Source organism: Parasphingopyxis sp. (genome assembly GCF_052168295.1).
Lineage (GTDB): Bacteria > Pseudomonadota > Alphaproteobacteria > Sphingomonadales > Sphingomonadaceae > Parasphingopyxis.
Genome location: NZ_JBQLZN010000036.1, coordinates 1 through 11,666, shown reverse-complemented (window position 1 = coordinate 11,666; position 11,666 = coordinate 1). Strand labels below are relative to the sequence as shown.

Sequence of the window (11,666 nt, the reverse complement as noted above, 5' to 3'; positions counted from 1 at the left end):
CATGGTTCGAAAGGCTGTAGCGTTGGCGCTGCAATAGGAGGTTGAGAATGACGCGTTTACTTGCCGTTACGGCGCTTTTCGGAGCGATGGCCGTTCTCCCTTCCGCACCTGCCGACGCGCAGAATAATGTCCGCATGCAGATCGTATACGGCGACGACGAATGCACGACCTCCAATGGGGAGATCATCGTGGTCTGCGTCCGCCGCGACGAAAGCGAACGTTATCGCATCCCGCCCGAATTGCGCGATACGCGCGATCTTGCCGCCAATGAAAGCTGGCTCGCCCGCGCCCAGAGCGTCGAATATGTTGGCCGCAGCGGCACACAGAGCTGCTCGCCGGTCGGCCCTGGTGGTTTTACCGGCTGCACCGAACAGCTGCTCCGCTCGGCCCGGGCCGAACGCGGCGCATTGCTCGAATTTTAGGATCTAGCCCAACACGGTCTTGCAGCTCGGGCGCCTAACTGCCCTGCTGCTCCGCGACCCAGTCCATCACTTGTTGTTCGAGCACATCGAGCGGCACCGACCCCTGGCCAAGCACCGTATCGTGGAATGCCCGGATATCGAACCGCTCGCCCAACGCTTCCTCCGCCTGGGCGCGTAGCTCGCGTATCCGGAGCTCGCCGATCTTGTAAGCGAGCGCCTGGCCCGGCCATGAGATGTAGCGATTGACCTCTGCCTCGATATTCGCGTCGGTCAGCGCCGTATTCTCACTCATGAACGCGATCGCGCGATCCCGCGACCAGCCGAGCGCATGGATGCCCGTATCGACGACGAGGCGACAGGCGCGCCACATCTCGTAGGAGAGCCGCCCCATATTCTCCGCGGGCGTATCGTAAATGCCCATCTCGATGCCGAGATGCTCGGTATAGAGGCCCCAGCCCTCGACAAAGGCGGTGAAGAAGGCCGCGTTGCGGCGCAACGGGTGGATATCCATTTCCTGCTGCAGCGCGATCTGATGATGATGGCCGGGCACGCCTTCATGCGCGGACAGCGCCGGGATTTCCCAGAGCGGCCGCTGATCGAGCAGCGAGGTGTTCACATAGTAGAAGCCCGCAATGCCCGATTCCGGGGAGCCGGGGCTGTAATAGGCGGTCGTCGTGCCCTCGGCGATCTCCTCCGGCACGGCGCGAATGCCATAAGGGAGCCGCGCGGGCGTGCCGAAGAATTGCGGCATCAAGCCGTCCAGTTCCTTGGCCATCAGCGCCGTCGCCGCCATCAGCTCTTCAGGCGTTTCCGCATAATATTGCGGGTCGGTGCGCAGATGCGCGATGAAAGCTTCGCGCGTGTCGAAGCCCGCTTCGGCTGCCACCGCCTCCATCTCGGCACGAATGCGCGCGACTTCTTCGAGGCCGATATCGTGAATCTGCTGGGCCGTCAGATTGGTGGTCGTCATCTGCCGGATGCGGAAATTGTAGAATTCCGCGCCGCCCGGCTGCGCTGAAATACCGACCTCGGTGGCGCAGGCCGGCAGGTAGGTGTCGGTGTACCATTGTAGCTGCTCGTCATATTCGGGCACGAGCACGGTTTCGATGATTTCGCGCGCCTCGTCGGCATAGGCGGCAAAGGCCGCTTCGCTCACGCCAGCCGGGCGCGGACGGCGGAAGGGTTCGTAGAAGCGCGACTGGGTCACGTCGTCGCCGATGACGCCCGAAATCGAACTCTCATAGCCGTCGAGGATTTCGCAGGGCAGCGTATAGCCGCCTTCGGCCGCCATCGTGCTGATCGCAATCCCCGTATCGTTGATCGTCGGATAGAGGCGCAGGCGCGCGAGATAGCTCTCGAAATCCGCCGAGGTCTGCATCGGCAATGTGGTCGGCAGCGAGGCGAAATTCTGCTGCCAGCTCGAAAAGGTCGTGAACAGCATCGTGCGCTGCGGATAGCTGTTGCCTTCGACGGTTTCGGACAGCAGCCGTTCGAGAATGCCGTAATCGGCCCGCGCGGAAGCCGACAGCGCATCGCGCGGGATCGCGCGGAGCCGCGCCAGGAACGCTGCGGACTCGGCGGCGCGCCGGTCCTCGGCTTCGAGGCTGATATCGCCTACCCGGTCGTCATAATCGCGCACGCCGACTCGCGTCGCCAGCACCGGGTTTTCGCGGAGCACCGAGGCCCAGATTTCATCCATCAATGCCGCGAGATCGTCCTCGGGTGCCGCCACTGCGGGCGAAGCGGTCGCCAAAGCCAGAGCCAAAACCAGTGTGCGCATGATGCTGTCCCCTAAGTGTTTATTGCACCGGAATAATCGGGCCGGGCAGGAATGGCCAGCACGGCTTCGACAAGCGGCCGGCGACAATCTGCACGCGCCCTGTCCCTTGGGGAAGGATTGGCGAAAATGCGTTACGGCTATGCAACGAATGCGGCGCTCGCGCTTTGACAGCATGCAAAGGAAGGAAAATCATGAGCGACAATATCTATAAGGTCACCGAAGTCGTCGGCACGTCCAAGACGAGCATCGAGGACGCGATTCAGGGCGCGATCGAGCGCACAGCCAAGACGGTGCGCGATATCGGCTGGTTCGAGGTCACAGAGACGCGCGGTCATGTCGTCGATGGCAAGGTTGCGCACTATCAGGTGACACTGCGCATCGGTTTTCACATCCAGGACTAGCTCGCGGATACTAGACGCGGCAGATGCGCTCGCCGAGCAACCGGCGGGCGACTGACTCGTCGAGATCGAGAATCCTGAGCGGTGATCCGAGCGATGCGCCGGCCGTGCCGATGGCGAGCGTCGCAATCCCGAAACCGCGCTGCGTCAATCCGCGCACAAGGCTCGCCGATTGGGCGCGGTCGAGCGGCAGGATCGTGATGCGCGGCCTCCAGAAGCCACGCCGGACGAACAACAGATCGTCATCGATGCAATAGCCGTGCGCGCGATATTGGAGCACCGGGGCGATAGCAAAGAACGGCACCAGCAAGAGCAGCCACGGCCCACCCGACCAAAACAGCGAGACGCCGGCGATAATCGCGGCCAGAACGAGCCCATCCTCCAGCCAGCTCCGATAGACGAGGCGCGGCGAAACGCGCTCGAATTGCCCGTCGGGCGGCGGCGGACGAGAGCCGAGTTCGTCGAGTATCGGCTCCAAGTCTTCTGCATAAGCGAGCGGCGCGACGACATGGTTGGTGCCAGCACCGCCGTCGGTGCCGAGGCTCTGCACCGCCATCCCCTGCCAGCCGAAAAAGCGTTTCACGAGCGACGTGGAAATCACCACGGCCTGTACGCGCCTGAGCGGTATGACGACATCGGTGCGGGTGAAAAGACCGCGCCGCCGCCTGAGACCGGTTTCGGTGCGCGTCAGGCGGAAGCCGAATTCGCGCGCAAAAGTGCGCACCATTCCCGTGATCGCGCCAATTGCGATCAGCAGCATTGCAAATCCGAGGACCGGGAGCGCGGTCATCATCCCGACCGCCTGTTCGCCATAACTATCGATCCATTGCCGCGGGTCGAGATAGTCGGACGGTAGATAGCTGCCGACATATTGCCAGACGCCGCCCAGCACCGCGAGAAACACGAGCGAGAAGTTGAACAGCCCGGCGATCACCAGCCGACCGACCGACATGGTGTAGAGCGTCGGCTCGCTTACGACCGCCTCGGCCTCGCCACCCTCCGCACCTATACTCGACCCCGCCCGATAGGCGCGAATGCGATCCCTGAGCCGGTCAGCTTCCTCGCGGCTGATACAATCCAGCTCGCCCTCGTCACCGCCCGAACCGCCGGTTTCGATCCGCGCGACAGACACGCCGAAGAGCCGCGCAAGCAATTTCTGTTCGAGGCTCACATCCTGAATACGATCGAAGGGGATCGTCCGGCGATTGCGGTTGAGGATACCGCTCTCGATGATCAACTGCTCCTCGCCGACATGATAGGCGAACCGCAGCCAGTAGACATAGGCAAGACCCACCGACACTGCGATCCCGACGAGCGCGAAGAACAGCGCCACGACGATGCTGCTATCGGCGATGAAATAGGCGGCCGCGGGCAGGCCCAGCACGAATTGCGGCAGCTGCTCGAGCGCACGGATGGCGAATGTCGCGGGATGCAGCCGTGACCAGCTTTCCGGCAACTCGCTCACGGCAGATCGTGCCGGATGAAGCTGCGGATTTCGTCGCGCATGCGCTCGGCATCCTCATGTGCGAGCCCCGGCAGGTCGACCGTGCTGTTATAGCTTCCCGCCGTATGCAGGGTCAGCTTTGCAACGCCGAAGAAACGTTCGATCGGCCCGCGCGAAATGTCGATATGCTGCACGCGATCATAGGGTACGACCGTCTCGCGGCGGACGATGAGGCCGGACGCGATCCTGATCCCGCGCCCCTCCTGCCGATAGCCCCAGCGCCGATAGCGCCGCTCGGGCAGCAGAAGCACCGTCGCCATGTAAAGCACGATGCCCGCGCCGATGATCCAGAGCGACGGGAAGCCCGTTTCGCGTTCGAGGATCGACGCGCCGACGCTCAGGATGATCAGCGGCACGAGGCCGGCGATGATTGAGCGCACGCGCAAAACCGCCTTCTGGCGCGGGTCGAGCGGCGTCAATTTGCCCGAATCGACGTCTTCGACTGCCATCTCGTCCGTCATCTACGTCCTTTCGTACAGGGGTTAAGTCGTTCCAGTTAATAACGATTCTCAGGTGAAACAATCGCCCTACCCGCCCGTTGATAGGGCATGCAGACACAGGAGACACCTACAATGGCAAACGAAAAGATTTTCGAGCGACTGAAGGAAGATCATGACAAGCATCGCACGATGCTGGACCTGATCGACAAGACGCAAGGCGACAGCGAAGGGCGCCGCGAACTGTTCGAACGGTTCAAGAAGGAAGTCACCGCGCATGCCGCCGCAGAAGAGGAAACGCTGTACGCGACGATGCTGGGCGAGCCCGATCTGCGCGAAGAAGGTCAGCATTCGGTTGCCGAGCACAAGGAACTGGACGACTATCTCGAAGAGCTGGAAGAGATGGACTATTCCTCGACCGGCTGGCTCGCGCGCTTCCGCACGATGAAGGATCGTTACCTCCATCATATCGAGGAAGAAGAAAACGAGATGTTCGTCGCCGCCGCGAAGGGCCTGGACGAGAAGACCGAAAAGGAACTCGCCAAGAAGTTCGAAGAGCGCAAGCCTGCGGAACTCGAACGCGCTGCCTAACGCGCTCTAGCGCATCCAATATCACGATGTCGGCGTCCGTCCCTATCGGGGTCGGGCGCCGCGTTGTATTTCGAAGCGGCAAATATCGGAATCATCCTGCGCGCCGCAGTGCGTCTCCACGCAGATGCTCGTGCGGCACACAAGCGCGCGGTAGAGACGCTCGAACACGGCCGCATGCCAGTGGCACAGCGGTATCGCACTCCTCTCGCCGCTGATCATCGGGTTGTGCGCGATCTCGAACGTCCACGGATCGACGGCCCGGAACGTGCCCGACCCGGCGAAGGTCCATGCGTGGCGCGTTATGGCCCGCGAGAGACCGCGCGCGGCCAAAGATGCCGGCAGGATTTTGAGCGCGGTCTGCGCGATCCTCGGGATGCGATGCGCGAGAATATAGTCGGCGGTCCGGCGACCGGCTTCGGCGGCAATGCGAGGCGCGGCCTCCGGGTCCTGAATCCGCAACAACTGGTGGAGCCGTGCCGCATCGCCCTCGGGGACCATATGCTCGCCATCGGGCACGGACGCGATCAGGGCCCTGCGCAGCATCGCGCTGAGCCGGCTCGCCCCATAGACGCGCTCGACCACCGGCAGGAGCTGGAGAATGGCGTTCGGGCCGATCAGGCCCGGCGCATCGAGGCGGGCATCGGCTGGCAGGCTATACGTCCTCCATCTGGAGATCGCCGCCGCCACAGGCCTTCACCTCGGCCGCGCGGGCCTTGCTCGCCTTGGTTTGTGCGCGCACGGCCTCGCGGCGTTCGGCGGCCCGGGCCGCGCGGTCGCCCGCCGCTTCCCAGTCTTCGAGCTGCGCCTCCGCGATCGTCCGGCTTTCGTCGAAATGGAAATCGACCGTCTTCTTGGTCTGCGGCCCCCAATAGCCAGCCTTGCCCAGATCGTAGAAGGTCCGCTGGAAACCGGCTTTCATGAAGGCCCACAGGCAGCCGAGCAGATAGCGCCGGCGAAAGCCCGTGCCGCGCCACGGATAGTGGAACAGCGCCTTTTTCATATAGAAGCGCCGGTAATTGTTCATGACCCCGTCGAGCAGTTCGCCGCGTTCCATCGCCGCCGGCTTCATGATCGGCGTGACGAAATTATATTTGCTGAAATCATGGATTTCGACCTGATCCTTCAGATCCTGAAACAGCGGCGTAAAGGGCCAGGGTGTGTACATCGACCAGTTGGCGAGATCGGGCTGCCAGTCCCACGCCATCTGATAAGTCTCTTCAAGTGTCTCACTGGTCTCGTTGTCGAGCCCGACGATGAACTGCGCCTCGACGAGGATATCGGCCTCGCGCAGCAGCCGGATCGCCTCCTTGTTCTCCTCGACCTTGGTTTCCTTGTTGAACCGGTCGAGCTTCATCTGCGCGGCCGCCTCGGTGCCGAGGCTGACATGGACGAGCCCCGCCTTGCGATAGAATTTGAGGTCGTCGCGATCGCGATAGATATCGGTGACGCGCGTATTGATTCCCCATTTGACGCGCCTCGGCAGGTCGCGCGCGATCAGCTCCCCGCAAAAGGCAACGAACTTCTTCTTGTTGATCGTCGGTTCTTCGTCGGCAAGGATGAAGAAGCCGACACCATGGTTGTCGACCAGATCCTCGATCTCGTCGACCACGTCCTTGGGATCGCGGACGCGATAGTCGCGCCAGAATTTCCATTGCGAACAGAAGGAACAGGTGAACGGGCAGCCGCGCGCGAGATTGGGGATCGCAACTCGCGTGCCGAGCGGGATATATCTATACTTATCCCAGTCGAGAATATTCCAGTCGGGCTTGATCTTGGAGAGATCCTTGACCGTGCTGGCCGCCGCGGTCGCCACGATCCGCTCGCCGTCGCGAAAGGCCAGCCCCTTGATGCTATGGCGTTCCGCCGGCCAGCGGCCCTTGTCGATTGCCCGCATGAGTTCGTTGCAAATTTCCTCGCCCTCGCCGCGCACGATGACATCGACCCAGGGCGCCTCGCTCAGCACCTGCTTGTACATGAAGGTGGCATGGACACCGCCGAGCACCCGCACGGCGTCAGGAACGACCTGCGAGGCGACTTTCAGCACGTCCTCGGCGCGGTAGATGGAGGGGGTGATCGCCGTGACGCCGACCACATCGGGCCGATACTCCTCCATCTGCCGGGCGAGTTCGGCGTCCGAAATGTCGTTGGTCATCGCATCGATGAAATGGATGTCCTCGAACCCGGCCTGGCGGAGATGGCCGGTCAGATAGGCAACCCAGGCGGGCGGCCAGGTGCCCGCTATTTCTGCGCCGCCCGACCGGTAATTCGGATGCACGAAAAGAATCCGCATCTACCCTCTCCTGTTATGTGCAAACAGGGATGGCATCGACGGTGTCAATTTTGATTGACACAGATCAAAAGGCCGTCAAGCGGATGCAACGGATGCGAAAAACAGCCAAATCGCGCCGACGACCGGTTAACAAGACGGACGCTTCGGGATATCGGTGGCGTGTTCGACGATCGCTGGAGAATGTTCGATGCGTTGGATCTGCGTCGCCCTTGCCGCCCTGCTCTTTTCCGCCTGCGCAAGCACCCCGCCGCCGACAATGACCGGTGCGTCCCAAGCGCTGATCATCGCGCATCGCGGGGCGTCTTCCGAGCTGCCCGAACATACGCTGGAGGCCTATCAGCACGCCATCAATCAGGGCGCGGACTATATCGAGCCCGATCTGGTGATGACGCGCGACGGCGTGTTCATCGCGCGCCACGAAAACGAACTGTCGGGCACGACGGACGTGGCGGATCGCGCGGAATTTGCCGACCGCCGCACGACCAAGACGATCGATGGGCGGACAGTGACCGGATGGTTCGCCGAGGATTTCACGCTCGCCGAAATCCGAACCCTGCGCGCCCGCGAGCGCCTGCCCGAAATACGTCGCGATAGCGCGCGGCATGACGGTCATTACGGCGTTCCGACGCTCGCCGAGATCATCGCGCTCGTGCAGCGGCAGGACCGGACAGTCGGCCTGATCCCGGAGATCAAGCATCCGAGCTATTCCGCCTCGGTGGGCTTGCCGATGCCGGAAGCGCTGGTCCGCCAATTCGCCGAGGCCGGTTACGACAGTGCCGACGATCCGGTGATGATCCAGTCCTTCGAGATCGCGCCGCTCGCCGAGCTGGGCGTGCTGACCGATATCCGCCTTGTACAATTGATTGCGGGCCGTGGCAGCCCAGCCGACGCGCCGGAGACGAGCTATGCCCATATGACCAGCCCTGCCGGGCTCGAAGCGATCGCCACCTATGCCGATGCAATCGGGCCGGACAAGAACCTCGTCCTGCCGCGCGAGGCACATTCCCTTGGCCAACCGACCGGAATCGTCGCAAGGGCGCAGGCGCAAGGCTTGCTCGTCATTCCCTACACCTTCCGGCCGGAAAACCCTTTCCTGCCGGACGACCTCCATATCGAGGGCGGCGAGACCGTCCATGGCCAGGCGGATCGCGAAATCGAAGCCTTTCTCGCGCTCGGCATCGACGGGCTGTTCACCGATTATGTGCCCGCCGCGATGACCGCGGTCCAGCGCCTGCGCGCCCAAGCCTCCGAATAGGCGACCTTTCGGCTTTGACGGCTACTCGGCGGCGAGTAAGGTTTCCGCATCGCCGAGATCGACCGACACCAGCCGACTGACGCCGCGCTCGACCATCGTCACGCCGTAGAGCCGATGCATGCGCGACATGGTGACCGCGTTATGCGTCACTATGAGGTAACGCGTGTCGGTCTCGGCCGACATCTTGTCGAGCAGCTCGCAGAAGCGTTCGATATTCGCATCGTCGAGCGGCGCGTCGACCTCGTCGAGCACGCAGATCGGCGCCGGATTGGTGAGGAACAGCGCGAAGATCAGCGCGACCGCGGTCAGTGCCTGTTCGCCGCCCGAAAGCAGCGTCAGCGTCGCCAGCTTCTTGCCCGGCGGCTGGGCCATGATCTCGAGCCCGGCTTCGAGCGGATCGTCGGAGTCGACGAGCGCGAGATGCGCCTGCCCGCCCTGGAACAGCGTCCCGAACAGCCGGCGGAAATGCTTGTCCACATCTTCGAACGCCGCCAGCAGACGCGCCCTGCCCTCGCGATTGAGATTGCCGATCGAGCCGCGCAGCCGGTTGATCGCCTGCCCCAGCTCCTCGCGCTCGGCGAGCGAGGTTTCGCGCTCGGTCTCGAGTTCCTCGAGCTCTTTCTCGGCCACGAGATTGACCGGGCCGATCCGTTCGCGATCCGCCTTCAGCTTGTCGAGCGCGGCTGACTCCGTTTCGGCACCCGCCACCGTTTCCGCGTCGAACTCGAATTTCGCCGCGAGCCCGCCCGGTGCCGACTGGAACCGCTCGCTCGACACCCGCTCGAACTCGCGCCGCCGGCTCTCTGCATTTTCGAACCGCGCCTGGCCGCCCGCGCGATGCTCGCGCGCCGAAGACAGGGCTTCGACCGCCTCCGCGGCGAGCCGCTCGGTCTCCGCGACCCGCTCCTCGCCTGTGCGCTCCTCGGCCCGCGCCGCTTCGGCCTTCTGCTCGGCCTCTGCCGCCTGCGTTTGCAGCAGCGCGATCTTCGCTTCGATAGCCTCGGGCGCATCGACCAGCGATTGCGCTTCGGCCTCCGCTTCCGCTTCGCGCTTGGCCATTTCCTGCACGCGCCGCGCCGCCTCGCCGGCGCGGCTCTTCCAGCTATCGGCCTCGGCCCTGGCCGCATCCAGTCGCGCCTTGTCCGCATCGATCGCCTGTCCGACTGTCGCCGCCTCGGCGCGCGCCTCGGCCAGGATCAGCCGCGCCGCTTCGCTCGCCGATTTCAGCCGCTCGACCGACGCGTCGGTGTCGCCGCTGTCCGGCAGTGCCGCGATGCCCTGCTCGGCCGCTGCCAGCGCCTCCTTGGCCTCGGCCAGTTCGGTCGCCGCGCGCTCGCGCCGTTCGGCAAGCCCGGCCTGTTTATCGGCCAGCCTCTCGATGGCAGCCCGGGCGACGTCCTGCTCACGGATCGCCGCGCGGGCCTCGTCTTCCGCGCCACCGAGTGCAGCGCGCGCATCTTCCAGCGCCGTTCGCGCTTCGGTGACGGCCGCGATCGCTTCTGTCGCACGTGCCGCGGCCTTTTCGACAGCCGTGCGCGCGTCCGGCAGTTGCGCCTCGATCGCTTCGAGGCGATTGGCACGCTCCAGCCGGTCCGCCGCGGCGGCGCCCTCGTCGCGCGCGACATAGCCGTCCCAGCGCCGCAATCCGCCGCTGCGCGTGACGAGCCGTTGACCGACCGCGAGTACGACCGATCCGTCATCGCTATCGACAACGCCGATCTGCCCGAGCCGGCGCATCAGTTGCTTGGGCGCCGTAACATGATCGGCGAGCCGCTCGGTGCCCGACGGCAGATCGGGATCGCCGCTCGCCGCATCGGAGCCCGACCAGCGGCGCGGGCTCGCTTCGCCCAGCCCGGCCTCGAGATCGTCCCCGAGCGCCGCGGCCAGCGCCTTTTCGTATCCGGCTTCGGCCCGCACATGGCCGAGCGCCTTGTCGTCGACGGCATCGTCCATGCCTTTCGTAAGCGCTTCGGCCTCAGATTCGAGCGCGGACAGCGCTGCCCGGGCGGCGGCGGTTTCGCTTTCCGCTTCGTCCCGCGCGAGCGCTGCTTGCTCCCGCTTGTCGTCGGCGGCTTCAATTGCGGCACGCAAATCGGCGACGCGCGTTTCGGCTTTCTCCCGCGCCTTTTCGGCATCTCGATAAGCTTTTTCGAGCGGGTCGACATCGCCGAGTTCGGCGAGTTCGCTTGCAATCCTTTCGGCTTCCGCTTCCGCCCGAGCAAGCCGTTGGCGCGCGCTTTCGGCATTGGCCTCGGCAACCCGCACATCGGCTTGCTGCGCGGCCTGCGCCGCCAGCGCGCGGGCCATCGCAAGCTCCGCCTCGCGTGAGACGGTCTCGGCCTCCTGGACCTTCTTTTCGCTTTCCGCGAGCCGCTCGTCGGTGCCTTCGAGCCGCGCGGCGATTTCCTGCTCTTCGGCTTCGAGCCGTTCGAGCGCGGCCGCGGCATCGCTCGCCAATGCGTCCTCGCGGCCCCGGTCGCGCGCGAGATTTTCGCGCTGGCTGGCCAGTTCGCCGATCCGGCGTTCGAGCGCATTGCGTTCGTTCTTGAGCCCGGCCAGTTCATGGCCGAGCGCCGCAGCCTGCTCGCGCGCGTCCTGCGCCGCGTTGCGCTGTTCGGAAAGCTTACGCGCGGCTTCGGCCTGATGCACGGCGGCAGCGCGCTGCCGTTCCGCCGCCTCGGCAACAGCCGCTTCGGCTTGCTCCGCCTCGGCCTTCGCATTCTCCGCCGCTTCCGCCGCATCGCGCCAGCGCGCAAACACGAGCCGGGCCTCGCCCAGCTCGATCTGCTCGGTCAGTTTGCGATAGCGCCGCGCCGCGCTCGCCTGCCGCTTCAGTGCGCGGACCCGGCTTTCCATATCGGCCAGAAGATCGTCGAGCCGCGCAAGATTGGTTTCGGTCGCGCGCAGCTTCTGTTCGGCATCCTTGCGGCGCACATGCAGGCCGGCAATGCCCGCCGCTTCTTCCAACATCTGGCGCCGCTCGGCAGGC

Annotated in this window: 10 protein-coding genes; 4 read left to right on the top strand and 6 right to left on the bottom strand. The window is 64.4% G+C overall.

All coding sequences use genetic code 11. The features are described from left to right. The first annotated feature begins 47 nt into the window (after positions 1 to 47). Positions 48 to 422 carry a hypothetical protein gene (locus tag ACTS1Z_RS06085; RefSeq protein ID WP_442623557.1) on the top strand — a complete coding sequence of 125 codons (375 nt, stop codon included), beginning with the start codon at positions 48 to 50 and terminating at the stop codon, positions 420 to 422. 34 nt (positions 423 to 456) lie between these two features. On the opposite strand, the gene ACTS1Z_RS06080 is transcribed toward ACTS1Z_RS06085, so the two are convergent. Beyond that, the gene (locus ACTS1Z_RS06080; protein WP_442623556.1) at positions 457 to 2,202 is read right to left on the bottom strand and encodes a DUF885 domain-containing protein; all 1,746 of its coding nucleotides are present in this window, start codon (positions 2,200 to 2,202) and stop codon (positions 457 to 459) included. A 191-nt stretch (positions 2,203 to 2,393) separates the two neighbouring features. Here ACTS1Z_RS06080 and ACTS1Z_RS06075 point away from each other — a divergent pair, with 191 nt between their 5' ends. Beyond that, on the top strand, positions 2,394 to 2,603 hold the full coding sequence (locus ACTS1Z_RS06075; protein ID WP_442623555.1) for a dodecin: 210 nt from the start codon (positions 2,394 to 2,396) through the stop codon (positions 2,601 to 2,603). A gap of 10 nt (positions 2,604 to 2,613) precedes the next feature. Here ACTS1Z_RS06075 and ACTS1Z_RS06070 read toward each other — a convergent pair whose 3' ends face one another. Together ACTS1Z_RS06070 and ACTS1Z_RS06065 are read right to left on the bottom strand one after the other, a co-directional pair. Next, complete coding sequence (locus tag ACTS1Z_RS06070; protein WP_442623554.1) at positions 2,614 to 4,065, bottom strand: PH domain-containing protein; 1,452 nt, start codon at positions 4,063 to 4,065, stop codon at positions 2,614 to 2,616. Continuing rightward, on the bottom strand, positions 4,062 to 4,565 hold the full coding sequence (locus ACTS1Z_RS06065) for a PH domain-containing protein (protein WP_442623553.1): 504 nt from the start codon (positions 4,563 to 4,565) through the stop codon (positions 4,062 to 4,064). The genes ACTS1Z_RS06070 and ACTS1Z_RS06065 overlap by 4 nt, the downstream gene beginning before the upstream one ends. A 111-nt stretch (positions 4,566 to 4,676) precedes the next feature. On the opposite strand from ACTS1Z_RS06065, the gene ACTS1Z_RS06060 reads away from it, so the two are divergent. Further along, positions 4,677 to 5,132 carry a hemerythrin domain-containing protein gene (locus ACTS1Z_RS06060; RefSeq protein WP_442623552.1) on the top strand — a complete coding sequence of 152 codons (456 nt, stop codon included), beginning with the start codon at positions 4,677 to 4,679 and terminating at the stop codon, positions 5,130 to 5,132. A gap of 42 nt (positions 5,133 to 5,174) precedes the next feature. Here the strand turns inward: ACTS1Z_RS06060 and bchJ are convergent, their stop codons facing one another. Together bchJ and bchE are read right to left on the bottom strand one after the other, a co-directional pair. Beyond that, positions 5,175 to 5,819: a bacteriochlorophyll 4-vinyl reductase gene (gene bchJ, locus ACTS1Z_RS06055; RefSeq protein WP_442623551.1), complete on the bottom strand. Its 645-nt coding sequence runs from the start codon at positions 5,817 to 5,819 to the stop codon at positions 5,175 to 5,177. Further along, positions 5,785 to 7,422, bottom strand: coding sequence for a magnesium-protoporphyrin IX monomethyl ester anaerobic oxidative cyclase (bchE, locus tag ACTS1Z_RS06050; RefSeq protein WP_442623550.1), 1,638 nt, complete (start codon positions 7,420 to 7,422; stop codon positions 5,785 to 5,787). Before bchE ends, bchJ begins: the two co-directional genes overlap by 35 nt. Before the next feature lie 187 nt (positions 7,423 to 7,609). On the opposite strand from bchE, the gene ACTS1Z_RS06045 reads away from it, so the two are divergent. After that, a complete protein-coding gene (locus ACTS1Z_RS06045) occupies positions 7,610 to 8,677 on the top strand; it encodes a glycerophosphodiester phosphodiesterase family protein (RefSeq protein WP_442623549.1) in 1,068 nt (355 codons plus the stop codon). Positions 8,678 to 8,698: 21 nt separating this feature from the next. Here ACTS1Z_RS06045 and ACTS1Z_RS06040 read toward each other — a convergent pair. Continuing rightward, on the bottom strand, positions 8,699 to 11,666 hold a 2,968-nt coding region (locus ACTS1Z_RS06040; protein WP_442623548.1), incomplete at its 5' end, for a chromosome segregation SMC family protein.